Source organism: Serratia sp. CMO1 (assembly GCF_015689115.1).
In the GTDB taxonomy this organism is placed as follows: Bacteria; Pseudomonadota; Gammaproteobacteria; order Enterobacterales; family Enterobacteriaceae; genus Serratia; species Serratia marcescens.
The window spans coordinates 934,005-960,118 of record NZ_CP065032.1 but is presented as its reverse complement, the minus strand read 5'-3'; the positions used below and the strand labels follow the sequence as shown (position 1 = coordinate 960,118).

The 26,114-nt window shown below is 61.7% G+C and carries 26 protein-coding genes; 7 read left to right on the top strand and 19 right to left on the bottom strand.

Annotation, left to right across the window (positions count from 1 at the left end; genetic code table 11):
- Window positions 1-4: 4 nt before the first annotated feature.
- Entirely contained in the window at window positions 5-919 is a 915-nt protein-coding gene (gene mak / locus IT763_RS04470; protein WP_143778597.1) for a fructokinase, read from the bottom strand.
- A 217-nt stretch (window positions 920-1,136) separates the two neighbouring features.
- On the opposite strand from mak, the gene rdgC reads away from it, so the two are divergent.
- Window positions 1,137-2,048, top strand: a complete 912-nt coding sequence (gene rdgC / locus IT763_RS04465; RefSeq protein ID WP_004940461.1) for a recombination-associated protein RdgC — start codon at window positions 1,137-1,139, stop codon at window positions 2,046-2,048.
- A gap of 65 nt (window positions 2,049-2,113) precedes the next feature.
- On the opposite strand, the gene ppnP is transcribed toward rdgC, so the two are convergent.
- From ppnP to IT763_RS04415, 10 genes are all read right to left on the bottom strand, one after another.
- Window positions 2,114-2,404, bottom strand: a complete 291-nt coding sequence (gene ppnP / locus IT763_RS04460; RefSeq protein WP_004940463.1) for a pyrimidine/purine nucleoside phosphorylase — start codon at window positions 2,402-2,404, stop codon at window positions 2,114-2,116.
- A 151-nt stretch (window positions 2,405-2,555) separates the two neighbouring features.
- Complete coding sequence (locus tag IT763_RS04455) at window positions 2,556-3,347, bottom strand: energy transducer TonB (RefSeq protein ID WP_206195209.1); 792 nt, start codon at window positions 3,345-3,347, stop codon at window positions 2,556-2,558.
- Window positions 3,348-3,349: 2 nt separating this feature from the next.
- The gene (locus tag IT763_RS04450; protein ID WP_176063619.1) at window positions 3,350-4,681 is read right to left on the bottom strand and encodes an HlyD family type I secretion periplasmic adaptor subunit; all 1,332 of its coding nucleotides are present in this window, start codon (window positions 4,679-4,681) and stop codon (window positions 3,350-3,352) included.
- Window positions 4,678-6,462, bottom strand: coding sequence for a type I secretion system permease/ATPase (locus IT763_RS04445; RefSeq protein ID WP_176063621.1), 1,785 nt, complete (start codon window positions 6,460-6,462; stop codon window positions 4,678-4,680). The genes IT763_RS04450 and IT763_RS04445 overlap by 4 nt, the downstream gene beginning before the upstream one ends.
- Window positions 6,463-6,534: 72 nt before the next feature.
- Window positions 6,535-7,101 carry a hemophore HasA gene (locus IT763_RS04440; RefSeq protein ID WP_016928898.1) on the bottom strand — a complete coding sequence of 189 codons (567 nt, stop codon included), beginning with the start codon at window positions 7,099-7,101 and terminating at the stop codon, window positions 6,535-6,537.
- Window positions 7,102-7,179: 78 nt separating this feature from the next.
- The gene (locus IT763_RS04435) at window positions 7,180-9,879 is read right to left on the bottom strand and encodes a TonB-dependent receptor (RefSeq protein ID WP_206195208.1); all 2,700 of its coding nucleotides are present in this window, start codon (window positions 9,877-9,879) and stop codon (window positions 7,180-7,182) included.
- A gap of 156 nt (window positions 9,880-10,035) precedes the next feature.
- Window positions 10,036-10,989 (bottom strand): FecR domain-containing protein, encoded by a 954-nt coding sequence (locus IT763_RS04430; protein ID WP_049299694.1) that lies wholly within the window; start codon window positions 10,987-10,989, stop codon window positions 10,036-10,038.
- Between the two features lie 76 nt (window positions 10,990-11,065).
- Window positions 11,066-11,566, bottom strand: coding sequence for an RNA polymerase sigma factor (locus IT763_RS04425; RefSeq protein ID WP_025301723.1), 501 nt, complete (start codon window positions 11,564-11,566; stop codon window positions 11,066-11,068).
- Between the two features lie 144 nt (window positions 11,567-11,710).
- A complete protein-coding gene (locus IT763_RS04420; protein WP_015376810.1) occupies window positions 11,711-11,911 on the bottom strand; it encodes a YaiA family protein in 201 nt (66 codons plus the stop codon).
- 47 nt (window positions 11,912-11,958) lie between these two features.
- On the bottom strand, window positions 11,959-12,363 hold the full coding sequence (locus tag IT763_RS04415; protein ID WP_033641170.1) for a nuclear transport factor 2 family protein: 405 nt from the start codon (window positions 12,361-12,363) through the stop codon (window positions 11,959-11,961).
- A 96-nt stretch (window positions 12,364-12,459) separates the two neighbouring features.
- Between IT763_RS04415 and IT763_RS04410 the strand changes: the two genes are divergently transcribed.
- On the top strand, window positions 12,460-13,203 hold the full coding sequence (locus IT763_RS04410) for an AraC family transcriptional regulator (protein ID WP_206195207.1): 744 nt from the start codon (window positions 12,460-12,462) through the stop codon (window positions 13,201-13,203).
- 36 nt (window positions 13,204-13,239) lie between these two features.
- Here the strand turns inward: IT763_RS04410 and aroL are convergent, their stop codons facing one another.
- The 4 genes from aroL to IT763_RS04390 form a co-directional block, all read right to left on the bottom strand.
- Window positions 13,240-13,764 carry a shikimate kinase AroL gene (gene aroL, locus IT763_RS04405; RefSeq protein WP_016928904.1) on the bottom strand — a complete coding sequence of 175 codons (525 nt, stop codon included), beginning with the start codon at window positions 13,762-13,764 and terminating at the stop codon, window positions 13,240-13,242.
- 109 nt (window positions 13,765-13,873) lie between these two features.
- Window positions 13,874-14,392 carry a GNAT family N-acetyltransferase gene (locus IT763_RS04400; RefSeq protein ID WP_206195206.1) on the bottom strand — a complete coding sequence of 173 codons (519 nt, stop codon included), beginning with the start codon at window positions 14,390-14,392 and terminating at the stop codon, window positions 13,874-13,876.
- Window positions 14,393-14,445: 53 nt separating this feature from the next.
- Window positions 14,446-16,569: a TonB-dependent siderophore receptor gene (locus tag IT763_RS04395; RefSeq protein WP_049191782.1), complete on the bottom strand. Its 2,124-nt coding sequence runs from the start codon at window positions 16,567-16,569 to the stop codon at window positions 14,446-14,448.
- Window positions 16,562-17,677, bottom strand: coding sequence for an ABC transporter substrate-binding protein (locus tag IT763_RS04390; RefSeq protein ID WP_206195205.1), 1,116 nt, complete (start codon window positions 17,675-17,677; stop codon window positions 16,562-16,564). The genes IT763_RS04395 and IT763_RS04390 overlap by 8 nt, the downstream gene beginning before the upstream one ends.
- Before the next feature lie 219 nt (window positions 17,678-17,896).
- Here IT763_RS04390 and IT763_RS04385 point away from each other — a divergent pair, with 219 nt between their 5' ends.
- Window positions 17,897-18,358 carry a GNAT family N-acetyltransferase gene (locus IT763_RS04385; RefSeq protein WP_049299698.1) on the top strand — a complete coding sequence of 154 codons (462 nt, stop codon included), beginning with the start codon at window positions 17,897-17,899 and terminating at the stop codon, window positions 18,356-18,358.
- On the opposite strand, the gene IT763_RS04380 is transcribed toward IT763_RS04385, so the two are convergent.
- Both IT763_RS04380 and IT763_RS04375 read right to left on the bottom strand, forming a co-directional pair.
- The gene (locus IT763_RS04380; RefSeq protein ID WP_016928909.1) at window positions 18,359-18,916 is read right to left on the bottom strand and encodes a class I SAM-dependent methyltransferase; all 558 of its coding nucleotides are present in this window, start codon (window positions 18,914-18,916) and stop codon (window positions 18,359-18,361) included.
- A gap of 241 nt (window positions 18,917-19,157) precedes the next feature.
- Window positions 19,158-19,442: a YdgH/BhsA/McbA-like domain containing protein gene (locus IT763_RS04375; RefSeq protein ID WP_004940519.1), complete on the bottom strand. Its 285-nt coding sequence runs from the start codon at window positions 19,440-19,442 to the stop codon at window positions 19,158-19,160.
- 309 nt (window positions 19,443-19,751) lie between these two features.
- On the opposite strand from IT763_RS04375, the gene IT763_RS04370 reads away from it, so the two are divergent.
- Entirely contained in the window at window positions 19,752-20,927 is a 1,176-nt protein-coding gene (locus tag IT763_RS04370; RefSeq protein WP_016928910.1) for a low temperature requirement protein A, read from the top strand.
- A gap of 31 nt (window positions 20,928-20,958) precedes the next feature.
- On the opposite strand, the gene IT763_RS04365 is transcribed toward IT763_RS04370, so the two are convergent.
- Window positions 20,959-22,320: an esterase-like activity of phytase family protein gene (locus IT763_RS04365; RefSeq protein ID WP_049299699.1), complete on the bottom strand. Its 1,362-nt coding sequence runs from the start codon at window positions 22,318-22,320 to the stop codon at window positions 20,959-20,961.
- Window positions 22,321-22,745: 425 nt separating this feature from the next.
- Here IT763_RS04365 and aqpZ point away from each other — a divergent pair, with 425 nt between their 5' ends.
- A complete protein-coding gene (gene aqpZ, locus IT763_RS04360) occupies window positions 22,746-23,441 on the top strand; it encodes an aquaporin Z (protein ID WP_004940529.1) in 696 nt (231 codons plus the stop codon).
- Between the two features lie 57 nt (window positions 23,442-23,498).
- Here aqpZ and IT763_RS04355 read toward each other — a convergent pair whose 3' ends face one another.
- Window positions 23,499-24,269 carry a class I SAM-dependent methyltransferase gene (locus tag IT763_RS04355; RefSeq protein WP_049299700.1) on the bottom strand — a complete coding sequence of 257 codons (771 nt, stop codon included), beginning with the start codon at window positions 24,267-24,269 and terminating at the stop codon, window positions 23,499-23,501.
- Between the two features lie 117 nt (window positions 24,270-24,386).
- Between IT763_RS04355 and IT763_RS04350 the strand changes: the two genes are divergently transcribed.
- Window positions 24,387-25,190, top strand: coding sequence for a helix-turn-helix transcriptional regulator (locus IT763_RS04350; RefSeq protein WP_016928914.1), 804 nt, complete (start codon window positions 24,387-24,389; stop codon window positions 25,188-25,190).
- A 107-nt stretch (window positions 25,191-25,297) separates the two neighbouring features.
- Complete coding sequence (locus IT763_RS04345) at window positions 25,298-26,041, top strand: DUF2076 domain-containing protein (RefSeq protein WP_049299701.1); 744 nt, start codon at window positions 25,298-25,300, stop codon at window positions 26,039-26,041.
- The last annotated feature ends 73 nt before the right edge of the window (window positions 26,042-26,114 follow it).

Here is a 26,114-nt window from a genome sequence, read left to right as displayed (position 1 = left end):
ACGCTTAGCGCTGCTGTTGCGGCCACAGCCAGGCCGCGCCGCGCACGCCGCTGGAGTCGCCGTGAACCGCCTTGCGGATCGGCGTTTCACACTCGCCGCCGAACACCCAGTCTTTCACTCGCTGCGGCACCGTGCGGTACAGGCGATCCACGTTGCTCATGCCGCCGCCGAGCACCACCACGTCCGGATCCAGCATGTTGATCACATGCGCCAGCGATTTCGCCAATCGCATTTCGTAACGTACGATCGCCTGCTCCGCCAGCGCATCGCCCCGCTCGCTCAGCGCCATGATCTCATGCCCTTGCAGCGCGTTGCCGCTCAGGCGCGCATAGTCGATGGCGAAACCGGTGCCGGAAATAAAGGTTTCGATGCAGCCCGGTTTGCCGCAGTAGCACGGCACTTCGCGGGCGTAACGCAGCTCATCGTCATCCTGCCACGGCAGCGGGTTGTGGCCCCATTCGCCGGCAATGCCGTTGCCGCCGGAATGCGCCTGGCCGTTCAGCGCCACGCCGGCGCCGCAGCCGGTGCCGATGATGACAGCAAACACGGTTTTCGCGCCGGCGCCGGCGCCATCGGTGGCTTCCGACACCGCCAGGCAGTTGGCGTCGTTGGCGATGCGCACCTCGCGCGCCAGCAGCGCCGACAGATCCTTATCCAGCGGCTGGCCGTTGAGCCACACCGAGTTGGCGTTCTTCACCCGCCCGGTAAACGGCGACAGCGTGCCGGGAATGCCGATCCCGACCGATCCTCGTTCGCCGGTATGATCCTCCGCCAATTTCACCAGTCCGGCGATCGCCGCCAGGGTTTGCCGGTAGTCATGGCGCGGCGTGGCGATGCGATGGCGAAACAGCTCCCGCCCGTCATTCGCCAACGCGATCACTTCAATTTTTGTTCCACCCAAGTCGATGCCAATGCGCACGTATTTTTTCTCCTCGATGCCACGCAGCGTTGTCACAGCCTAATGTAAGCGCGCGAATGAATCACCTGTTTCCCATTCTCCGTCCCGTCCTTCCCCGGTGCGCAAAGCGACGCAATTCGGAGAGAATGGGGCGATTTTTCAGCGTCAATTCGTTATCATGCCGCCCTGCTTTTGACGAATCAGCGTGCCGAACGCACGCCCAGCCAGGGATAACATTATGCTGTGGTTTAAGAATTTGATGGTTTACCGTTTGAGCCGCGAAGTGGCGTTAAACGCGGATGAAATGGAAAAACAACTCAGCGCGTTCGCCTTCACGCCGTGCGGCAGCCAGGACATGGCGAAGACCGGCTGGGTCTCCCCGATGGGCTCGCACAGCGATGCGCTGACGCACGCGGTCAACGGCCAAATCGTCATCTGCGCGCGCAAGGAAGAGAAAATCCTGCCGTCGCCGGTGATCAAGCAAGAGCTGCAGGCCAAGATTGAGCGCCTGGAGGCGGAGCAACACCGCAAACTGAAGAAAACCGAGAAGGACGCGCTGAAAGATGAAGTGCTGCACAGCCTGCTGCCGCGCGCGTTCAGCCGCTTCAACCAGACCTTCATGTGGATCGACACCGTCAACGATCTGATCATGGTCGACGCCGCCAGCGCCAAACGCGCCGAAGACACGCTGGCGCTGCTGCGCAAAAGCCTCGGCTCGCTGCCGGTAGTGCCGCTGACCATGGAAAGCCCGATCGAACTGACGCTGACCGAATGGGTGCGTTCCGGCGAGATGCCGGCCGGCTTCGCCATTCAGGATGAAGCGGAACTGAAAGCGATTCTGGAAGAAGGCGGCGTGATCCGCTGCAAGAAGCAGAATCTGATCAGCGACGAAATCGCGGTGCACATCGAAGCCGGCAAGCTGGTGACCAAGCTGGCGGTGGACTGGCAGGAGCGCATCCAGCTGATGCTGTCGGACGACGGCTCGCTCAAGCGCCTGAAGTTCGCCGACACGCTGCGCGAGCAGAACGACGATATCGATCGCGATGACTTCGCCCAGCGCTTTGACGCCGACTTTATCCTGATGACCAGCGAGCTGGCGGCGTTGATCAAAAACACCATCGAAGCGCTCGGCGGCGAAGCCCAGCGTTAATCCCGCCTCAGAAACGACCAGGGCCCAGCCTTCGCTGAGCCCTGAGTTCCCCTAACGAGCAACGTTTATTTGCTCAGGTAGCGGCACAGATAGGCGGTGGCGTCGGCCACCTGCAGGTTGAACTCGCTGTGCCCCGGCACGAAGAACTTCTCGCCCGGCGTAAACACCTGCCAGTCCGGCGCCCCCGGCAGCAGCACTTTCAGCGCCCCGGTGATCACCGTCATTTCTTCCGGCTGCGCGGTGGAGAAGGTGTATTCGCCCTCTTCCATCACGCCCACGCTGGTAAGACCGATGCTGCTACTGTCAAAACCGATAGACTTCACTTTTCCGGCAAAATACTCATTCACTTTCAGCATAGACTGGCACCCGCGTAATCATCTTGATGGAAAATCCATATTGGGGGATTGCGGTTGATCTGTCACTGGTTTTTCGCGCGAAATGCGATCGCGGCGCAGAGGCAAAGGTTTCCGTGCGCCACGCTCAGGCCATCGCCATGAAACAACCGCGTCAAAAACCCGCGCCGCGCAAACTGAAATCGATCGGCAACGTCAATTCCACCGTGCCGTTGACGTAGGCGTCCGCCGGCGGCGTGGGCAGCGGCGAAGCGCGTTTGACCAGCGCCTGGATTTCACGATCCAGCGACGGCAGCCCGGCGCTGCTGACCAGCGTCACCGCCAGCACGTGGCCCTGTCTGTCCAACGTGAAACGCACCTGCCCGACGCCCTGGCGCTTCAGCCGCAGTGCGTCTTTGGGGTAACGCTTAAAGCGATTCAGGCGGCCGCTGATGCGGCTGCGCCAGTTGTCCTCCCCCGCCTGAGCATAGGGCGTCAGGCGGGTTTGCGGCGCGGCCGTTTTATCCGCGCGGCCCGGCGGCGGCGCGCCGACGCTTTGTTCCTGAACCTTCGGCGGCGCGATGATTCTCTCGTGCGGCGGCGTGCGGGGCAGGTTGTTTTTCTTCACCGGCTTAGGTGGTTTTTTCTGTTTCAGCGGCACGGCGATGTTCGGCTGCGCGGCGTCAGGCGCTTTCACTAGCGGCAACGGCTCCGGCGGCGCCGGCGGTTCAACCTGAGGCGGCGGCGTCCTTTGTCCCGGCGGTTGTTTCGCCTCGGCCGGGGCCTGCGGCGCGGCGGCCATCAGCACCATCACCGCCGGCGGCGGCACCCACGGCGGCACGGCCTTGTCTCGCCAGGGCCAAAGCAGCGCGGCAACCAGCAGATGCAGCGCCAGCACCAACACCAGACAACGGCGCCAGGGCATGGCGGCGCCGGGCGCGGCGAAAGGCAGCGGCGAAACCGACATGCTCACTCTTCCGTCAGCGCCAAATGAAGGCGATCGGTCAGCGGTTTGAACAGATAGTTCATCATCGAACGCTCGCCGGTGCGGATGAACCCTTCAACCGGCATCCCCGGGCGGATCTCCAACCCGTTCAAACGTTGCAATCCTTCTTCGCTGACCTTGGCGCGCACGCTGTAATAAGGCGCGCCGCTTTTCTCGTCGGTCAGGCGATCGGCCCCGACCAGCGTCACTTCGCCCTCGACGCGCGGCGTGGTGCTTTGGTTGAACGCCGAGAACAACAGTTCGACCGGCAGTCCCACCTGCACCTTGTCGATCAGTTCGACCGGAATACGCGCCTCCACCTGCAGCCCGCGATCGCTGGGCACGATCTCCATCAGTTGCTGACCGGCGCCGATCACGCCGCCTTCGGTGAACACGCTCAACCCCACCACGGTGCCCGCCACCGGCGCTTTCACCTGCGTATGCCCCAGATCGGCCTCCGCCTTGGCCAGGCGGTTATCCAGCTCGTCCAGCTTCATCCGTACCTCGGCCAATTGGCTGCTGACCTCTTTTTGATACTCCTCCCGCCGCTGGATCGCCCGCAGTTTCAGCTCCAGGATCTGGCGCCCCAGACGGCCGATATTGCCGCTGTCCTCGGATGCCTGGCCGTCGATCTGCGCATGCTGCCCCTCCAGATCCAGCAGCCGATTGCGCGCCACATACCCTTGCGCCGCCAGCTTGCGCATGCCGCCCAGTTGCTCCTGCAGCATGGCCTTTTGCCGTTGCTTGCTGGCGTAAGACTGCCGAACCCCTTCCAACATCGCCTGCGATCCGGCGATGCTTTCCGCGATCGCCGCCAGCTCGCTCTGCAGCGCCGCACGGCGGCTGGTGAACAGCTGTTGCTGCAGCAGCATCAGCGACATCACCTCCGGCTCTTCTCGCCGCGTTTGCAGCGATGGCGGGAAAGCGATCGCTTGCAGACCGTCGCGCTCGGCTTGCAGCCGCGCCTGCTGCGCGGCGTTGCTCAACTGCTGGCTGCGCAGCGCATCGCGCTGGGTGCGGCTGTCGACGGTATCCATCAACAACAGCACCTGCCCGGCGCTGACCCGGTCGCCCTCATGCACCTGAATCTGCGACACCACCCCGCCGCTCGGGTGCTGCACCGCCTTGCGGTTGCCGGCCACCACCACGCTGCCGGAAACCGGCACGCCTTTGTCCAGCGGCGCCAACAGCCCCCACAGCAGGAAACCGCCAAACCCCAACAGCACCAGCCAGCCTCCCAGCCGCAGATAACGGCCTTCGTCGAACTGCCGGGAAAGGGCGTCGATATCGCCGGGGATCACACTCTGATTGCTCATACTTTTCGTTCACCGCTGGCCGTTTTGGCGAAGTTGGCGTAATTGACGTTGAAGCCGCCGTTGCTGCGCCCGGTATTGGCCGGAGCGGCGGCAGCGGCGGGCGCAAAACCAGGCAGTTTTTTCAGGATGGCGTCGCTGGGGCCGAAGTGCTGCACCTGGCCGGCGGTCAGCACCAGTAATTTGTCGGTGGTCGCCAGGATCGCCGGTTTGTGGGTCACCAATACGATAGTGTTGCCGCGCGCCTTCAGCGCTTCGATCGCCCGCTGCAGCGCCTCTTCCCCTTCGCGATCGAGGTTGGCATTCGGTTCGTCCAACACCACCAGCGCCGGAGATCCATACAGCGCGCGCGCCAGCGCCACCCGCTGACGTTGGCCGCCGGACAGGCCGCTGCCGCCTTCACCCAGCTCGGTCTCATAGCCTTTCGGTAAATGCAGGATCAGCTGATGCACGCCGGCCAGCGCCGCCGCCGCCACCACCTTCTCGGCGTCGACCTGCCCAAAGCGGGCGATGTTATCCGTCAGGGTACCGGCGAACAGCTGGATATCCTGCGGCAAGTAGCCGATATGCGGCCCGAGTTGTTGCTTGTCCCACTGTTGAATGTCTGCACCGTCCAGCCGCACGTCGCCGCTGATCGGCGTCAGCGCGCCGACCAGTTGGCGCATCAGCAACGTTTTGCCGGAGCCGGACGCGCCAATCACGCCCAGCACCTCGCCGGCTTCCAGACGAAAACTGACGCCGTGCAACACCGGCGCCGTGCCGCCGGGCGCACTGGCGGTCAACTGGCTCACGGTCAATGCGCCGCCGGGCGCCGGCAGCGGCAGACTCGGTATTCGTGGCGGGTTAGCGGCCAGCATCACCTCCAGACGCTGCAGGGACTGGCGCGCCGATGACCACTGCTTCCAGGCGCCGATCAGCTGATCGATCGGCCCCAGCACCCTGCCGATCAAGATCGATCCGGCGATCATCATGCCCGGCGTAATGTCACCGCTGACCGCCAACAGCGCGCCGCAGCCCAACATCAGCGACTGCAGCGCCAGCCGCACGGTTTTCGACCAGGCGGTGACGGCGGCGATTTTCTCGCTGGCGCGGTTCTGCAACAGCAGGAACTGCTGATGCTGCCGCAGCCAACGCAGGCGCAAGTCGGTCAGCATCCCCATGGCGGCGATGGCTTCGGCGTTGCGCAGATTGCCGTTGGCCTGCTGTGTGGCGCTCAGCGCGACCCGGCCGGCCTCCGCCAGAGGCGCTTGCGACACCCGCTGATTGAGCCAGGCCAGCAGCACCAGCACGATCACTCCGGCGCTGGCCAACGCGCCAAGCCAGGGGTGGAGCAGAAAAACCACCAGCAGATAAACCGGGAACCAGGGGGCATCGAAAAAGGCGAACAGCGCATTACCGGTGGCGAACTGGCGCAGGTTGGTCAGATCGTTCAGCGCCTGCCCCGCCAGCGGGTTGCCGGTTTTCAGATTGGTTTCGAAGGCGGCGTCGTAGACTCGCTGATTGAGGCGCATATCCATCTGGGCTCCGAGGCGGATCACCACCTGGCTGCGCACCCACTCCAGCAGCCCCATAAACAGGTAAAGACCGACCACCATCAGGGTCAGCATCGCCAGCGTCATGCGGTTGCCCGACGGCAACACGCGATCGTAGACCTGCAGCATGTACAGCGCCGGTGCCAGCATCAGCAGGTTGATCACCGCGGTAAACAGCGCGATGCCCCAAAATCCGCGCCGGTATGCGGCCAGCACGCTCATCACTTCTCCGCGCCTGACGGCGTTTTTCATGGCGTTTTCCATCGGCTAAAAACGAGAAAACGCCCGCCGGGGCGCACGGCGCCGGCGGGCAAACGGCCGCGATCAGGCCGCCAGCAGTTCCGGGCTGTCGGCGTGCTGCACGCCCACCGCCGTCGCCGCCGCCACCTGATCGAAGGTGGAGTTGACGCTCAGGCCGTAGTCGTCGAGGATGCCGTTCAGCGCGGTCTCCAGCGCGCCGGTATCGCCGGACATCAGGCCGTACACCACCTGGTGCACCACGCCATCATGACCCTGCGCCTGCAGGCTGCTGAGGTTCAGGCCGCCAAAGCTGACGTCAGGCACCTGGATGCTGTACGGCGATGTATCGCCACCGCTCAAACCGTCGCCGAAGGACAGGGAATCCAGCTGGCCGTACAAGGTATGCGCCGGTTCGTTGAACAACGTGTAGGTCAGGTTGCCGCCCGCCACGAAGGCGGTCACCTGGTTTGCCGTGCTGCTGATGGCATACTGACTACCGGACAGGCTGCCGCCATAGAAGCCGCCGCTGTTGGCGTCGGTGACATTGCCGTTGGTGTGATTGACATCACCGAATGTCGAAGCCCACTGGCCCAGATAGTCATGAATGCTGTAACCGCCGAAGCTGCTGTCATAATTGACTGAAAATGCCATTTCTCTATCTCCATTGATGAACGGCGCCCCTTGCGAGGCGGCCCTTGTGCTCAAGGATGAGCAACGCCCTTTTACTGCTTAAAAACGGTATTCCACCCCGCCCTGCACGGTGCGGCCGCGCCCCAGGGTATTGGCCAACGTCTCGCCGTAGCTGACGACATAGGCGCGGTTGGTCAGGTTTTCCACCGAGCCGCGCAGCGTCAGGCTGTCGGTCAGCTTGTAGCTGGCGTACAGATCGAACAGGGTGTACTTCGGCCAGTCGGCCAGGTACGGGTAGTTGGACGGTACCGAGCTGTCCTGATAACCCGGCGCAAAGCGTACGGTCACCCCGGCGTCCAGCTTGCGATCGAAGGCACGCCCGCCCAGCGTCACCGAACCGCGATCGCCCGGCAGGTAGGCGGCGGAGCCGAACTGCGTCCCCCCATCACACGTGACGAAGTCATTGGAAGCGGCATCAGGCTCAACATAGAAGTTCCCGCGGCGCGAGCCGTCGCCGTAGCGCAGACGCCCTCCCAACCAGGCCTTGTTCGAGCAGAACTCGTTTTTGCCGATCATGTGGGTGTAGGTCAGGTCGGCGTAGAACACCCCGGCGTCATAGTTGAGCTGGTACTCCAGCCCGCGGAAGCGGGTTTTCGACAGATTGTTGACGTAAGCGGCATTGCCGATGCTCGGCTGCACCAGCCCCGGTTTATTGCGATCTATCGCCAGGTTGATGTAGTTATCCACTTTGGTGTCGAAGTAGGCCACCTTGGCCACCAACCGATCGCCCTCAAACCACAGATCCGGCTGCTGCACGTTGAACCCGACTTCCCAGGCGCGCGAACGCTCGGGCTGCAAGAACGGATTGGGGTATTGCGTGGAAGAACTGTGCGCGCTGCCGTTGGTCAGCGTTTCAGTGATCGCCGGCGGCCGCCAGGATTTGCCGTAGGTGGTATACAGCTCCAGCCACTCCACGCCGGGGCGCACCGCCACCGCCAGCGTCGGCGACAGCTTGCCCTGATCGCGATCCACGTCCCAATCTTCGCGGGTGGTGGTTGAACAGCCGGTCAGACGCAACGCTTTGCAAGGATTGTCAATCGTGTAGCGTTGCCCATCCTTGGCCAAATCCGGATAGCTCAGGCCGGTCTGGCCGCGCAGGCGATAGCGGTCGTAACGCAGCCCGCCTTCCAACGTCAGCCAGCCGTCGTAGTCGTAGGTCAGATTGGCGAATAGGCTGGCTACCGAACGGTTGCCGGCCGGCGTCACCCCTTCCATGCCTTGGCGAGAAGAGTCGCTGGTCGCTTTGTCGTAATAGAACTCCAGCCCGTAATTGGCGCGGAAGTCATGCCCCGGCGCCAGGCTGAAGCGCGAGGTGTTTTGCGCCGGTGCGCCATAGGTACGCAGGCGGGTGCGCGTCGCGTAGCCGTTGTCCAGCAGCGAACTGGTGCTGTAGGTGTCGCTGTCGTCCTGAGTATCGACGTAATACAGCTTGGCCTGAAAATCGAGCCAGTCGACGTCTTCCGGCGCCAGGCTGTAGTCGAACGCCGCGTTGCGCGCCATCACGTCGGTGTAGCCGGTGCGTTTCCAGCCCAGTTCATAGGGCGGGCGAGTGCCCAGGTTAGTCAAGGTGCCGGCGATCGGCGATGCGGTCTGGGTCTGCAGATAACTCAGCTGCAGGCGCTGGTTGGCGGGCAGATTCCAGCCCACCTTGGCCAGCCGCGAGTGCATGCGGTAATGGGTGTCGGGGATTTTGTTGTTCTTGATGCTCTCGGCGTAGCGATCGTAATTGCCGGTGTCGTTATTGATGCGAATGTTGCCGATGTCACCCTTGTTGCCGGGCCAATAGTCGCCGAGGTGGCGTTCGCTGGCGGCCAGCAGGATATCGCCGGTTTCGTTGCCCAATGCCAGTATGCCGCTGCCGATGAAGTGGGTGCCGTTATCGCCGGTGCTGGCGTGCAGCTTGCCGCCCAGCTCTTTGCCCGGCGCCAGGAAATCGCTCGCGCTGACGGTATTGAAGGTGGCGATGCCGCCGAGCGTGCCGGCGCTGCCCATGCCGCCGGTGGTGCCCTTGTCGATGGTCACGCCGGACAGCAGTTCGGAATCGATGTACATGGTGCCATTACGCTGGCCATGGCCGCTCTTTTGAAAATTCTGCCGCATGCCGTCGATATTCATGTTCACCCGGCCATAGTCTTGTATGCCGCGGATGTTGACCGACAGCGCAGGATCTTGCTGGCTGACGCTGGAATAGGCTCCCGTAGTCTGCTCCAGAATATCGGCCGCGTGTCGCGCCGGGCGGTTGTCCATCTGTTCGCGGCTGATGACGCTGACCGAGCGCGGTTCGTCGTAAACCCAATCGTTGGCGTTGATGCCGCCGGCGCCCAGCACCGTCAGGCTGTCCAACGCCAGCGCGCCACCGTCGCCGTTCGCCGTCGGCAGCCGGCTCAATACGATCTGCCCCTGCGGCTGCAGGCGGAAAGCCACCGGATTGCCGCCGATCAAGCGCCGCAGGCCCTGTTCTACGCTCATGCTGCCGTTCAGCGCCGCCGCCTGCATGCCATCGAGTTTCACCTCGTCAAAAAACACCTGCATGCCGGCCTGCTCGGCGAAGCGCAACATGGCGCTCTGCAGCGGCTGCGCCGCAATGTTGAAATTCTTTTGCTGCGCGGCCTGCGCGCTGCTCGCCTCAGCCTGGGCGGCGAGCGCTACCGCCGGCTGAGTCAACATCATCGCCGCCAGCGCGGCGCGTACCGCCGTGGCCAATCGGCCGGCCGGCGTGGTTCCCTTGTGAATAAACATGCGTGTGTGTTCCACCCGAAAGAATGCCAAACCAAGTGATAATGGAAATCAATCTCGTTTAAACATAAGGACGTTCCGGGAGGCAAAAACCCGTAAAGATTTTTTACAGAAAGTGAAAATAGCGGCGAAACGGGCATCCCGGCCCGCCTTGGCCGCTCAGTAAAGCAATGTGATGCCGGGGAGATTCAGTTGGCGGGCGGAGAGTTCCTGACGAATGGCGCCGACGCCGTCGTCGAGTTTATTGAGCGCGAACACGCCGCTGACCGTGCGCGTTCTTAGCGTGGGATTGACCGCCACGATGCGGGTCTCGCGATAGCGGTTGAGCTGCGCGAGCGCCTGCGTCAGCGGTTGGCGGTCGATCACCAGCCAGCCGCGTCGCCAGGCGTCATCACCGGCCGTTTGCCGCGTCAGCTGCAGCTGCCCGTTGCGGTAATGCGCCGCCTGGCGTTGCGCGACCACCAGCGAGCGCTCGCCGCGCTCAAGCGTCACCCGCACGCTGTGCTGATGCACGCTGACGTCGACGCCCTGTTCAGTGCGCGCCACGCTGAACTCGGTGCCCAGCGCCTGGGTGACGCCGTTTTTCGCCTCCACCCTGAAAGGGCGACGTTCCGCCCCGCCCAACGGCGCGACGATAAAATAGGCGGCGCCGCTCAGCAGCCGCACCTTGCGCTCGTCTGCGGAATACGCCAGCGCGATCGCGCTGCCGCTGTCCAACGCCACCCGGCTGCCGTCCGGCAACGCAACTTCGCGCACCTCACCGCGAACGGTTTGATAATCGGCCTGCAGGCCGATCCACAGATCCGGCCCGCGATAAACGCCGAATGAAACGGCGAGCGCCACCGCCGCTGCCACCGCCCAGCGGGGCCATCGATGGCGAGATGGCGTTTTCAGCGCCGCCACCTGCGGTTGTAACGCCTGCCGCTGCTCAGGCGGCAGTTGCCCAAGCGTCGTCCATAGCAGGCGAGCCTGACGCAGCGCCGCCGGATGCTGCGGATCGGCGGCCAGCCAGGCGTCCAACGCTCGCCGCCGATCGGCCGGCAGCGCCCCTTCGGCCAGACTCACGGCCCAGGCGGCCGCCTGCTGTCGCGCCTGTGCGGTTAGCGGTTTCATAATGGCATAGACCTCTGTTTTTTCTGGTTATAGGTTAAGACGTCTGAGCGCGGATAAACCCGTAAAAAAATTGCCATTATTGTTCTTCCATCCGCGCCATCAGCCGCTCCAGCGCGCTGGCCAGGTGTTTTTCCACCGTGCTGAGCGACACGCCCAGCTGCGCCGCCACCTGCGCCTGGGTCAGGCCATCGAGCCGGTTAAGGCGGAAAATCTGCTGCGTGCGCGGCGGCATGTCCGCCAGCGCCTGCTGTAACAACTGCAGCAGTTGGCTATCGATCGCCCGTTGTTCAAGCGCCGGTTCACCCGAAGGATACTGCGCCAGAATGTCGTCTTCGACCGCTTCGGTCTGCCGCCGCTGCTGCTGGCGCAGATGGTCGAGCATCAGATTCTTGGCGGTTTTATACAGGTAGGCCTCAATATCGAGAATGTTACCCTGCGGATACTGCTCGGTAAGGCGGGTAAAACTTTCCTGCGCCAAATCCGCGGCCAGCTGAGGGTCGCGCAGTTTGGCGTTCAAATAGGCTTGCAGCGGCCGCATATGGCGCAGAAACAGCGCCTGCAACTCGGAATTGGACATCTCTTTTCCCAGAAGTGAAACACCCAATAGGGGCGATAAAAATCACATAAATGATTATCATTATCAATATTGTTCTGGGAAATATGTGCTACGGCGGGGATAAACAGGAAACCGGCCTGACGCCGGTTTCCGCTGGGCTGCAGGTCAGTGCTCTAGCGCCTCGTCTTCATAGCGGTGCTTGGCGTCGAGCGCTTCCTGCTCGGTTTCATGTTCACTGAGCAGCGTATTCGGCTCAATGTCGTCGGTGCGCACTTCAAAACGGCGCAGATGCAGGTTCGGGTCACCCCGAAACACCTCTACGACGCGGGCGCTCCGCGGATAAGCAGGTTGATCATTTTCGCGCATGCCGTTCTCCCGTGTGTTTCACACAGTAGCAAGTATATCAGTCGCCCTCATTCCGACACGCGCGAGCCAAGATCGCGATCGCCGGGGGCGCCCGTCAACAGCTCGGTCAATTCGTCGCAGGCGCAAATACGCCCTTCACGCACGGTGAAGTGCGCCAGCACCCGCACGCGGCTGCGGGAACCGTCGCGCTTTTCCACCTCGACCAGATGGTGGGTCAGCACCGCCTCGCCCTGCTCCGCCGCCGCGATCACGCTCAGCGTCATGCGGCGGGTTTGCCGCTTCAGCAGCGCCATATGCTGCTCAAACTGCTCGAAGTTCAGCACCTTGCCATCCACCTGCTGGCGGTAGCCTGCGCTGAAACGGGCAGCGAGCTGCGTCGGCCGATGCTCCGGGCTGGCGATCACCTGCTGCAGCGTATCGAGCACCAGATTCAGCGGGGTAAGTTGAGTCATCACATTTCTCCGAAATAGGGTGAAAGGCGATCCTATCCCGGCCAGGCGATGGCATAATAACCACATCAAGACTTTCAATAACGTTAAACGGCCAACATGACGCAGATCCGCAGCCAACGCCTTCAGCATGAAAAAAAGCACCTGACGCCCTGGCACCGGCACGAAGGCGGCCAGATCTATCTCTTGACGCGCGGCATGCTGGCAATGGAACTCCCGGGCCGGCAATGGGCGATCACCGGCGGCACGCTGGGCTGGCTGCCGCCGGGATGCGCCCATCAGGCGCTGGCCTGCGGCGACGTGGCGGGCTGGAGTCTGTATCTGCCGAGGGAAAGCGTGCTGGAGATGCCGCCGCTGCCGCAGCTGTTCACGGCCTCTACGCTGTTGCAGGCTCTGGTGGAGCGCATCGCGCAGTTCCCCGTCGGCCCGCTGAGTGCGCCGCAACGGCGGCTGCTGCAGGTGCTGCTGGACGAAATGCACGCGGCAAGCCGCGCGCCGCTGCAATTGCCGCTGCCGCAGGACGCCCGGTTGCTGAACATCGCCCGTGCGCTGCTGAACGATCCCGCCAGCCCGCGCAGCCAACGCGACTGGGCCGTCTGGGCCGGGCTCAGCCCGCGCACCCTGAGCCGCCGTTTTCTGCAGGAAACCGGCATCAGCTTCGCGCTGTGGCGCCAGCAGGCGCGGGTGTTGCGTTCACTGGAGGGATTATCACGCGGCAAAGCGGTTGGCGAGGTGGCCGACGCCCGTGGCTATGACAACGTCAGCGCCTATATCGCCGCCTTTCGCCGCCGCTTCGGCGTCACGCCCGGGGCGTACTTTGCGCCGGCTCGGCAAGCGGAATAAGAAAACGGGCGCCCAGCGCCCGAAGAGAAGAAAGGGTTACTTCACCGTCTCACGCGGCAGCACCGCGAGGATTTGTTCCACCACCCGCTGCGGATCGGCGGCGCCATCCATCACGTAATGCGCGGCCTCCTGATACAACGCTTCGCGCGCGGCCAGCACCTCGCGCATCTCCTCGGCGATCGGCCTGCCGGTGAGCGTCGGGCGCTGCGCATCTTCCGGGTACTCTTCCAACCGCTGCGCCAACACGCTGGCCGGCGCGCGCAGGTAGATAACGGTGCCATGCTGGCGCATAAACTGACGGTTCTCCTCCGCCAGGATCGCGCCGCCGCCAGTGGCAACTATAGTTGACGGCTTGGTCACGGTTTGCAACGCGATGGTCTCGCGGCGGCGGAACCCCAACCAGCCCTCGCGCTCGACCATTTCCGCTACGCTCATCTGCGCCGCCTGCTGCATAAACAGATCGGTATCGACGAACTGATAGCCCAACGCCAGCGCCAATGCGCTGCCTACCGTGGTCTTGCCGGCTCCGCGAGCGCCTATCATGAACAGGGTTTGTGTCATTACGGGTTGTCCCTTATGCGGTGACTTGAGTGCATTGCATACCAAAATACCGAGCGGGTGCGATGGCGTGGTGGCAGCATCATACCCTGCCCGCTCTGTATTTCAATATTTACGATAGTGTAAATTCCATGGCACAGCGACTGCCGACGGCAAAGCCGTGCGCCAGATCTTCATCCAGGTGCCGCCGCAGGGCGACCGTGAGCCGCGCATCGTCAAGCGGCCGGAATCCCAGCCGCCGGTAGTAAGGCGCATTCCACGGCACCTCAATGAAGGTGGTGAGCGTCAGGCGGTCGGCCCCCTGCCGTTTGGCCTCTTCAGCCACCGCGCCGATCAGGCGGCGGCCGACGCCCTGCCGTTGCCAGGCACCGGCGACCGATAATTCGGCGATATGCCAGTCTTTCCCCTGAGCCAGCACGGCGATAAAACCGGCGCACTCGCCGTTGTCGCTTTCCGCCAGCCATTCACGGCGCTCGGCGATAAACGCGGCATGCTGCTGCGGGGCCATCACCTCGCCTTCGGCGATAAAGCGCCATTCCGGCTGTTGGCGAAACAATTGCGCCGCCGAGCGCTCAACCGCCATCAGATGCGCGATATCCCGCTGCTGCGCCAAACGGATCTGCAGGCTCATGGGTTCTCCTTAACGTTGGGGCGGTTATTTAAGCAAATTTCACCGCCCGTGGCTCAGAAATCGATACTGCCGCGCAGCACCACCTCACGCGGTTCCCCCACCGCCACGCGCAGATTGCCGCCGCTGGACGGATAGTAGGTTTTATCGAACAGGTTCTTCACGTTCAGCTGCCATTTCACCCGATAGCCGTTGATCGGCATGGTGTAAGCGGCGAACGCATCGGCAACGGTGTAGTTATCCAGGTAGAAGCTGTTGGCGGCGTCGCCCGGGCGGCGCCCTACGTAGCGCGCACCGGCGCCAATGCGCACCTCATCACCGCTGTACAGGCCCAGGCTGCCGAGGTTCTGGGTCAGGAACAGCGAGGCGGTATGGCGCGCCACGTTGGTCATCTCTTTGCCCTTGTTGTCCGGATCGTCCACCACGCGGGCGTCGGTATACGCATAGGAACCGATCAGGCTCAGCGAGTCGGTAAGATTACCGGCCACGTCCAGCTCCACGCCCTGCGAACGCACGCGCCCGGCGGTGCGCGTCACGGTTTCGCCCTCCACCAGCTCATTGACCATCACGTTGCGTTTGGTGATGTCGAACAGCGCCAGCGTGCCGGTGACGCCGTTCGGCAGCGCCAGCTTGCCGCCGACTTCCCATGACTTGCCCTGTTCCGGCGGCAGCGAATCAATTTGGGTAGCGATGGAAGAGTTCGGCTTGAACGACTCGGTATAGCTGCTGTACAGCGACACGTAAGGCGTCAGCTTGTAGACCACACCGGCGCGCGGCACCAGCTTGCCGTCCGAGCTGTCGGTGTTGGTCTGGAACGGCCGCCCCTTGCCGGCATAGACGTCGAAAGCGTCGTAACGCAGCCCGCCCATCACCAGCCATTTATCTGTCAGTTGGATGGAGTCCTGCATAAACCAGCCGTAGCTGGTGAGATTTTCCCGCTGGTCGCTGTCTTTGGCGCTGACCGCGGTCGACGGCGGCATCAGGCCGTATACCGGATGATAGATATTGAAATCGCTGTTCTTTTTACCGCGGATCATGTCGCCGCGGTAGGTACGGTTATCTTCAAAATCAAAGCCGAACAGCATCTGGTGGTTGATGCTGCCCCAGTCCACGTCGCCATTGAGCGTCAGCTGCACCGCGTTGGCGTGGCTGACGGCATGGGCGGTCGAGTCGGCCTGGCGGCTCAATGCGCCGCTCTCCGGGTTCAGCGCCGTAGCGCGCGCCTGGTTGTCGCTGTAGCTGTTGCGGCTGTAGGCGTAGGTCAGCGAGCTTTTCCAGCGCTCATTGAGCGTTTGATCGATCTGCAGAGTGACGCTGTCCTGATCGCCGCGGGTGGCGTTATAGGCTTCGTCGAAACGGCGATCGCGCGGCGTATTCACCGGTTTGCCGGTGCGCGAATCGATAATGGTGCCGCGATCGAACGGCACCAGATATTCCATATGTTCATAGGCCAACCGCACGGTGGTGTTCTCGCCGTACCACATCAGCGAGGGCGCGATCACCGTCTGGCGATTGCGGCCAAAGTTGCGCCAGTAGTCGGTTTCATCGTGATCGACGATCATCCGATAGGCAAATCCCGACGTGCCGAGCGGCCCGGTAACGTCAAGCTGGCCGCCGCCGCCGTTGAAGCTGCTGCCCCAACCTTCCACGTGGGTGTGCTGCTGCAGCTGGGGTTTTTTGGTGATCATATTGATCATCCCGCCCGGCTCGCCCATGCCGTACAGCATCGAGGCAGGCCCCTTAAGCACCTCCACCCGCTCGGTGGTCGGCGTAAAGTTGCGCGCCTGCACCGAACGCACGCCGTCGCGCAGAATGGAGCCGTCGCGGTTGTCGCCGAAGCCGCGTTTCATTACCGCGTCCTGGGTGCCCCCCAGCGTGTTGGCCTGGGTAATGCCGCTGACGTTGTACAGCGCTTCGTCCAGGCTGCTGACAGCCTGATCGGCAATCACCTGTTGCGGCACCACGTCGATCGCTTGCGGCACATTCAGCAGGTTGGTTTCGCTGCGGGTGCCGGTGACGCTGGTCAACGGCTGATAGCTCTGCACGCCGTCGGCGTCTTTGCGGCCGACCACCACCAGGTTCTCTTCCTGCGGCGCGGCTTTTTCCGCCGCCCACGCCGGCGATGTCGCGCAGGCCGCCAAAGGCAATGCGCACCACCAGCCGCGCTTGTTGTTATTCATTATCTAACTGACTCCAATAGGTCCCTGAAAAAGGTAACGGCAAAAACTGCTGATACAACTGTTGGAAGGTCTGCTGCGGGTTGATGTCGGCGAACAGATCCGGGTAAAACGCTTTGGCGAACATCTCGACCAGCACGACATGGTACGGGCTGAGGTAAAAATTGTGCCAGACGCTCCAGGCGCGGTGGTTTTTCACCGCCTGCAGGTTGGTCAGCATCGGCTGTTTGGCGATCAGCCGGCGGAAGCTGTCGGCGGCCTCCTGTGGGCTGACCTGCGGCCCGAGGCGCAGATCGGACAGCCGTTTGCCCTGCGGGCCGGCCATGCCGGTGGCGAGGTACACGTCAGGATTGGCGCTCAGAATGGTTTCCGGGTTCAGTTCGCCATACACCCCTTTGACGCTGGCGTTGGCGATGTTGTCGCCGCCGGCGAAGGTCAGCAGATCGCCGAGATTGCCGTGCGCGGCGGTGGTGCAGCAGGTGTCGCGCCGCCCCAGATGCAGGTGCAGCATCACTTTGGGCTTCGGTCCCTGATAGCCCGCCAGCCGTTGCTGAACCACCGCCATATGCTGCTGATAAAACGTGATGAATTGCTCGGCGCGCTGCTGGCGGTTGAGCACTTCGCCCAGCAGCCGCACGCTCGGCACGGTGTTGTTCAGCAGATCGATGCGCAAATCGACGTAGATCACCGCCACGCCGGCCTTGCTCAGTGCGGAAACCAGCCGATCGTTGTCGCCGTCTTCACGCGCGTAGCGCGCCAGGATCACCAGATCCGGCTTCAGCTGCAGCAGGCTTTCGATGTTGACCTGGCGAAAGTTATTGCCGCTGATGACGGGGATCTGGGCTATCTGGGGAAACTTCTGCGTATAAAGCTGCCAGCTTTGCGCATCAAAGCGCGCCAGATCCGCCGGCCAGCCGATGATGCGCTGCGCCGGGTTGCCCGGCTCCAGCAGCGCCAGCGTATACAGCATGCGGCTCTCCCCCACCACGATGCGCTGCGGGTTGTCCGGCACCGCGACCTGGCGGCCGGTGATATCGGTCACCGTCTTCGCCTGGGCGGAGAACACGCCGAACCACCGGGAAAGCAGCAGTAAAATGAGGGAATTGCGCATGATTGAGCCGAAACGGGGGAAATAGTGTGCGCATGATAATCACTCTCATTAGCACTTGCAATCCCACGCCGCGATTGCCAAAAGAAATCCGGGAAACGGTGCCGGGCACGCGGTGAAACACCGTGAAACCGCTAAAATAGCGGCTTTAAAAAGTTAAAAAAATGGCGGAAAAATCGGTTAAATAGGAGGGGGAAACAGCAAAAAAACCGGGAGACCGCCATGACTCAACGCATCATTCCGCTGTCGGAGTGCCCGCAGTTTGCCGATGTGTGCGCCGCCTGGGCTTTCGGCCAATGGGGCTCACAGCGCGGCGGTTCGCTGGCGCGCACCCAGCTGCGTTTCGCCCAATGCAGCCGGCCAAGCGACGACCACCTGACGCTGATGATGATCGACGGCGATCGTCCGGTGGGCATGGCCAGCCTGTGGCCCAGCGACGACCATCAGCGCCAGGATCTCACCCCGTGGCTGGCCGGCGTCTTCGTGCATCCCGATCACCGCCGCAAGGGCATCGCCCACCGTCTTGAAATGGCCATCGTCGAGGCGGCACGGCAGCGCCATCACTCGGTTCTGCATCTCATCACCGACAAATCGGAAGCGCTGTACGCCGGCTGGGGTTGGCAACCTCTGGAACGCCGGCGGCAGCATGACGAAGACGTGGTGGTGATGGCGAAAACGCTGTAGCTAACGCGGCGTACAGACATACACCAGCGCCGGCGGGAAGTTGCGCACCACCCGCAGGCGCCTCCAGTGAAAATAGCGGGACAGCAATTTTTCCGACAGGTGGCTGTATTGGAACAGCACCAGCGTGCCGTTGCGCGCCAGCAGCCGCTGCCGGGCCTGCTGAAGAATGCGCACGCTGATCCTGACCGGGATCGACAGCAGAGGCAGGCAGGAAAACACCACGTCGTAATCCGTGGCCATCCGGGTCGCCGAATGGCCCATCACCTGCAGCCGCCGATCGTCTATCCCGCGCAGCCGATGCACGAAATGGGGCTGGATTTCGAAAGCCTCCAGCGCCGCATCGGCGCGCATCCGCCCCAAAATGCGTTTGGTCAACACCCCGTCGGCCGCCCCCAGTTCCGCGATCGACAGCGCCCGGGTCCATTCAATCTGGTTCAGCATCGCCTGACACAGCCACGGGGAAGAAGGTGCCAGCGTACCGACGGTGCGCGGTGAAGCCATAAATTGCTGCAGGTAAGCGAAGTGATTCATCAGTTGCAGCCGGGTCGCATTTAACATTGAGGCCTCCTTGGGTTAAGCCCTCAATGTGAGCCGAATTTCTTAAGTAATCATTAACATGATTCCGAAAGCGGCAGACACAGTTGTAATAAAATGCAACCTCATCAACGGCACGCAAAGAAAAACGGCCGTAATAATGACCTGAGAATAAGTCTTTTATACACCGACTATTCAGATAATTATTGCGACCGTTTATTTTATTGGCCGCGTTGCCGCGGCCAGAGCGTAAAAAAACCAATGCTTAGCGATAAATTTCCGCATTGCCGCGCCAGTTGCTGGAATCCCCGGGGGTGTCCAGACCGATAATGCGATAATGGCTGGCGCCGTCCGCCGCGGCTTTTTCTTTAAGGGCGGTGATGGCATCATGCGGTGAGCCGCTAATGCCGGAAACCGACACGACGCCGATGCTTTGCAGATTGGCGGCCTGCTCGCTGTTGACCTGTTTCACCGACGACAGCGGCGCGGCGAAAGTGGAGAAGGAAGCGGCGGCGATCAATACGGCTGCGATGCTTGGGATGAGTTTCATGATTGACTCCAGGTGTTCTTGTTTATTAGCTCGTTGTCAGTGATGTTAATTATCCGCCAGCCAATGAAAACGGACGTCATGCAACGTAAAGAACATCAATCATTGTGAGGAGAATAAGGAGGAAGTGAGAGCAGGTGTGTATTTTCAGGCGAGAGTGGCTTTATAGGCTTCACCTTACCCCTATTTGATGAACAATTAAAGGCAGGGTGAAAGAAAGAACGCGCGCTGCGTCTATTTAAGATTTTTTACCCACCGGAGCGCGCTGAGCTACGCTGATTTTGTGGCTTACCCTTTTAAGGAAGAACGCTTATGTCGCAAAACCTGCTGCGCGTGCGTGACGGTCAGGGCGCTTCGGTGTCATTTTCCGAGCTGCTGTTCGATCTGATCTACGTTTTCGCCGTGACCCAACTCTCCCACTATCTGTTGCATCATCTGACGCTGACCGGCGCGCTGGAAACCCTGCTGCTGTGGTTCGCCGTCTGGCTGGCCTGGCAATACACCGCCTGGGTCACCAACTGGTTCAATCCGGATACCCGTCAGATCCGCCTGCTGCTGTTCGCGATCATGCTGCTGGGGCTGTTCGCCGCCGCCGCGCTGCCACAGGCGTTTGGCGAGCGCGGCCTGATCTTCGCGCTGTTCTATGTCGCCATTCAGGTCGGCCGCTCTGTCACGGTGCTGCGCCTGCTGGCGCCTGGTCACCCGTTGAAACAGAACTTTCGCCGCATCCTCGGCTGGCTGTGCATCTCCGCCGTCTTCTGGATCGCCGGTGGGCTGGAGGAAGGCAACGCCCGCCTGGCGCTGTGGGCGATCGCCGTCTTGTGCGAATACGTCTCGCCGATGTTCGGCTTCCGTCTGCCGGTGCTGGGGCGCTCGGACAGCAGCAGCGAATGGACCATCGAAGGCCACCATCTGGCGGAGCGCTGCCAGCTGTTCGTTATCGTGGCGCTGGGGGAAACCATTCTGATCACCGGCGCCACCCTGAGCGAGATGGAAAGCTGGAGTCTGCCGGTGCTCATCGCCTCGCTGGTGGCCTTTCTCGGCAGCCTGGCGATGTGGTGGGTTTACTTCGACACCAGCAGCAAAGCAGGCAGCCACGCCATCAGCCAGGCGGAAAACCCCGGCCAGCTGGGCGCTTATTTCCACTACGTGCACGTCGCGCTGGTGGGTGCCATCATCGTCTGCGCCGTGGCCAACGAGCTGGTGATCGCCCATCCCGATGGCCGCATCCAACACGCCACGGCGGCGGTGCTACTGCTCGGCCCGGCGCTCTACCTGTTCGCCAACGCGCTGTATAAACGGCTGGTGTATCGCCGCTTCCCGCTGTCGCACCTGGTTGGGCTGCTGGCGTTGGCGGTATTGGCCCCTGTCGCCTATTTAACCGATCTGCTGATGGTCAATGGCCTGACGACGCTGATCATGGTGGTGGTGGCGGTGTGGGAGAGCATCTCGCGCGGCAGAGCGCCGCAGCGGCACGCGGAAGCCTGAAGCGAACGGGGGCGCTGTCGCCCCCTCTCGATCACTTCAAGGGTTGCGGCAAGGTGAGCACCCAGAGCTCGCTCAGCGACTCCGGCTGCTCCAGAGGGCGCAATTCGATACGGGCGTCGGTCTTGTCGCCGTCGAGGCTCAACCGCCCTTCTTTCTCCAACTGGTAGTCGCCGATTTTTTTGCTCTTTGGCGACGCATCCACCAGCTTCGCCTGCAAGCCGAAATCGTTGTCATTGATCACCGCCAGCGTGCGATCGTCGATCAGCGCCAGCCCTTCCGCTTTCTCCTGGCGCCAGCCCAACTGGCGCAGATCCGCCACTTCCCGTTTCTGCGCCAGCTTCACGCCGCGTTTAGCCAGATCTTGCGCGTCGTCGAACTCCAGCGCTTTATCCTGGCCATCAAACGTACTCAGATCGCTGGCCTGCGCGAGATCCACCAGATAGATCTTGTTGATCATCGTCTTATCTTTACCGGTTCCCTGTTCAATCAACAGGATGCGCTGGTTGTCCAACGCCACGACATCGCCAATCTTGGCGTCTTTGGCTTTTTTATAGCGGTCGATATCGATGGGATAGCCATACATCGCAGTTTTGCCACTGCGCGGATCGAAGCTCACCAGCCGGGTAAACTGCGCCTTGTTTTTGCCTTTACCATCGACATCCAGCGTGCTCTGCACCGCCGCCAGAATGCGCCCATCCGGCATCCGAGTCAGCCCCTCAAAACCGCGGTTAGGCTGGCGCCACTTCAGGATGTTCGGCAAACCGCTCGCCACCGCCTGCTCGCCGGCCTGCGGCGTTGGGCCATATTTGGCGAGAATTTTGCCTTTGTCGTCGACGTGGATCAGAAACGGGCCATACTCGTCACACAGCCAATAGCCGCCGTTGCCATCACCGATGATGCCTTCGGTATCCAACCCGCGGCGATCGCCGGACAGCGGTTGCAGCGCGTCGTTCAACGCCACTTCGTTCGTGGAACCAATCAGCTCGCTCGGCAGCGGCAGCCCGCTAATCGGCCCTTTTTCGTCATGCAAGGGCCGCGCATTCTCGGCCACGGCCTTGCCGCCGCCGATGCGAATATCCATCAACAGAGGCGTGAATTGCGGATTGGCGAAAATCTTGGCTTCTTGCTTGCCCACCGCAGGGGCATCAGCATTCGGGCCGCGATCGGTCAGCGTCGTCAGCACCAGATCGTCGCCCTGCTTGCGATTGAACGACAGCCCTGAGCCGATCCCCACCGGCAGCCCCTGCGGGAAATGCTTGGCAAACGCCCCCTGATAGGCGACGCGCTCCCCGCCGGGGAAGCCGACCACATAACGCGCCACCTCAATATCTGCAGCGTAGGTGAATACAGGAAACAGCGAAGCCAACAGCAGGGAGAGCGATTTTATTCTCATGTTTTTACCCGAGGTTGAATGAAGCGTTATCAGGCAGAAGAAGATATTAATTTAGCATGACACTTAGATGACAACAGGCGCTGCGTCAAATGTAAAACAAGCAATAAGGTTGGCTGGCAAATAGAAATTAGCAATTAACCTGAGCGTATTGAATGGAGAAAACCGCTGGAAAAAACCGCCCGAAAATAGCCCGCCATTTTGCTTAGGGTAAATTCTTATAGTAAAGATAAAAAAAACGGCAAACGCACGTCGGCACGGGGAAAAACGGTGTTTTTCTCATAGACAAAATAAAATACCAGGGATTTAATACCGCCGTTATTCAAGGTGCATTAAGAAAATTCTATAGAATATCTGCATGAACTCAAAAAGCTGTTCTATAGTTTTTAGTGCTAACGCCCGTTAGTCTATTCCGCAGGATGGAATCTATGTCAAAGCGACTTTTTGCTGAATTTTTTGGCACATTTTGGTTGGTGTTTGGTGGTTGTGGTAGCGCAGTATTGGCAGCGGCATTCCCACAGCTGGGTATTGGTTTCCTCGGCGTCGCGCTCGCTTTCGGTTTGACCGTGGTGACGATGGCCTATGCCGTCGGCCATATTTCCGGCGGGCATTTTAACCCGGCGGTCACCGTCGGCTTATTCGCCGGCGGCCGTTTCGCGGCGAAAGACGTGATTCCTTACGTTATCGCTCAGGTCATCGGCGGTATCGCCGCAGCGGCGGTGCTGTATTTGATCGCCAGCGGCAAAGCCGGTTTCGACGCCACCGCAGGCGGCTTCGCTTCCAACGGTTACGGCGAACACTCACCGGGCGGTTATTCTCTGCAAGCCGCGATCGTGATTGAGCTGGTGCTGACGGCCTTCTTCCTGATCGTTATTCACGGCGTGACCGACAAGCGCGCGCCGGCAGGCTTTGCCCCGCTGGCGATCGGCCTGACGCTGACGCTGATCCACCTGATCAGCATCCCGGTGACCAACACCTCCGTCAACCCGGCGCGCAGCACCGGCGTAGCGATCTTCCAGGGCACCTGGGCGCTGCAGCAGCTGTGGGTGTTCTGGCTGGTGCCGCTGGTCGGCGGCATTATCGGCGGCCTGATCTACCGCTGCCTGCTGGAAGACAAAAAATAAGCGTATCGCAGTCGATCGCGTTTCACGGGGCAGCCTTCATCGGCTGCCCCGTTGCTTTCAGCCCTTCGTCACTGCAAACATCATGATATCGCTGGTAAAGGAGCCGTCCGGCTGAATGGCGAAATGCGCCGCCACCTCCTGCGACACGCTTTGCTGCAGCGCGCGGATCGCGGTAACGAAATGCGCCGGCGTGCGCATGCGCGCCACCCAGCTGCCGAACTCCAGCATCAAGCGATCCGACGTCACCTCACGCACCACCAACCCGGCTTCGGTCAATAACGTCAGCCACTCGCCCGGCGCATAATTGCGCACGTGCGAGGTGTCGCGCAGCACTTCCACGGTTTGCAGGTAGATATCCAGCAGCGGATGCCCCGGCGAGACCACGTCCATAAAGATCGCTCTGCCGCCCGGTTTGAGTACCCGCCTGACCTCGCGCAGCGCCTGGCCGACGTCGTGCCAGTGGTGCGCCGAATAGCGGCTGATGACCAGATCGAAGCTGGCGTCTTCAAACGGTAAAGACTCGGCCACGCCCTGCTGCAGCTGAATGTTATTCAGGCCTTTTTCCGCCGCCGCCTGCTTCACCACCGCCAACATTTGCGCCGACAGATCGTAGGCCACCACCTGCGCCACCCTGGCCGCCGCCGTGAAGCTGGCGTGCCCGGCGCCGCAGCCCAGATCGAGCAGGCGCGCGTCGGCGTGCGGCTCCAGTAACTGTGCAAGGCGTTGCAAATCCTTGCCCTGCGCGTGTACCGCGCTGGTTAAGTAGGCGTTGGCCTGCTCGCCGAACTGCCGGTCTACCGCGTTTTTATGGCTGTTGCTGATGCTCATGTTTGCTCCCGTTATTATCCGGCTTGCGCCTGTGCCTGAAGGCTTTCGGCTACTATAATCAGGCTACTATACGGGTACAATATGAGCAGTTATCCTGGTATAAATAGGTACCACGCTATGACATCAGAAGCCTTATCCGGGCCAAAGGCCCTCGGCGCGTTCCTGCGGGCGCACCGCGAACGCATCACGCCGGAAATGCTCGGCCTGCCCAGCTCCTCGCGCCGTCGCACCAGCGGCCTGCGGCGCGAAGAGCTGGCGCAAATCAGCGGCATCAGCGCCACCTGGTATACCTGGATCGAACAGGGCCGCGAGGTATCCATTTCCCCCTATACGCTGGCACGCATCGCCAAGGCGCTGCGACTCGGCCCGGCCGAACGCCACTACCTGTTTACCCTCGCGCGCGTCGCCGACCCCGAGCAGGAAACACACCGCGAAACCGCCAACGACGCGGTGCTGCAAAGCGTGCACCAGATGACGGTGCCCTGCTACCTGCTGGACGTGACCTGGAACGTCGTCGCCTGGAACCCGCAGGCGGCGGCGCTGTTCAGCGGCTGGCTGGATGTGGCCAACAGCCCCAACCTGCTGCACTTCATGTTCTTCCACCCGTTGGCGAAAACGCTGGTCAGCGATTGGGAGGAACGCGCTCGCCGCGTGGTGGCCGAGTTTCGCGCCGAGACCAGCCATCATCAAAATACCGAAGAGATGCGCGCCTTCGTGCGCAACATGACGCACAACAGCGCGGACTTTAATCACTGGTGGAAGCAACATGACGTCATGGCGCGCGAAGGCGGCGAAAGAGCGTTCGAACATTCTCGGCAAGGCGCACTGCGCTATCGCCAACTGACCTTCCACCCGGCAGAACACGCCGGTTTGAAGCTGGTGATGCTCATCCCGCTGCCGCAATTGGTAACAAATTCATAGGCAAGTTTACCCGCCATTTATTTATTGGTTCATGTAAACGCGCTAGGGTGATTAATACCGATGATAATGATCATCCAGCACCGTTATTTATCTCCTGAGGTACTCCTATGCAATCCGAAGAACAACGCCTTATCGATGGTCTGTTTGGCCGCCTGAAAGACGCCGAGACCAAGACGGGCCCACGGGATCTCCAGGCAGAGCAGCAAATCAACCAGCATATTCGCGAGCAGCCTTCCGCCCCTTATTACATGGCGCAGGCGATGATTATTCAGGAGGCGGCGCTCAAGCAGATGGATCAGCGGGTCAAAGAGCTGGAGGCTCAGGTGGCACAGCTGCAGCAAACCGCCAACGGCCAGCAGAGCAGCGGCGGCTTCCTGGCCGGTCTGTTCGGCGGCGGCAGCCGCACGCCAAGCCCGCGCGAACAGTATCAGGCACAGCAGCAAAATACGGCGGCCTGGAACAACGCGCAGCAGGGGGGCTACGCGCAGCAGCAGCAGCCTGCCTATGCCCAACCGCAGCAGGCGGCGCCTTCACGCGCCGGCGGCTTCCTGGGAGGCGCCTTGCAAACGGCGGCGGGCGTCGCTGGCGGCGTGGTGTTGGCCGACATGCTGACCGGCATGTTCCGCCATTCGCAACCACAGGAAATCGTAAATATTATCGAGGAAACCCCGGCGCCGCTGGACGACAGCGCAATGCGCAATTTCGACGCCTCCAACAACCTCGATACCTTCAACAACGGCGATGGTGGCAGCTTCCTGAACCAGGACAACGGCTTCCAGAACGCCAGCTATCAGGACGACACGGATTACGCCGACGACGATTACAGCGACGACGACGACTCCTTCCTGTAATTCCCTTCGCCCCCTCTCACCCGCAGAGGGGGATTTCCCGTTTCACCAATCTGGTCTACAGTGAACACTGTTC